The sequence below is a fragment of the Halohasta sp. A2 genome (genome assembly GCF_056175805.1).
The window spans coordinates 1-255 of record NZ_JAQFWV010000302.1 but is presented as its reverse complement, the minus strand read 5'-3'; the positions used below and the strand labels follow the sequence as shown (position 1 = coordinate 255).

The 255-nt window shown below is 53.3% G+C and carries 1 protein-coding gene; it reads right to left on the bottom strand.

Going from position 1 to position 255, the window contains the following annotated elements; all coding sequences use genetic code 11:
• Positions 1-255: zinc ribbon domain-containing protein (locus O2S87_RS19220; protein ID WP_475410263.1), on the bottom strand; the 255-nt coding region annotated here is incomplete at both ends.

The window sequence follows — 255 nt, the reverse complement described above, 5'->3', positions numbered from 1 at the left end:
TGGACAAGTCGTAAAGGTAGACTCCAGGCTGTGCCAACCAGCCGGTACTCCTATCCTCGCCCAAACTGGCCGAAGACTCGGAGTTACTTTTGTCGTTGATGTTGAGACGGATGTTCTCCGCTCCATTTACGTCAGCGTTGAACGCCGCGTCACACTCCTCACAGACGTAGAGGCCACGCTTGACACGCTGACTATCGTCTTTTCTACCGCAAACGCAACACGTCTTGCTCGTGTTACGCTCTGAAACTTCCACCA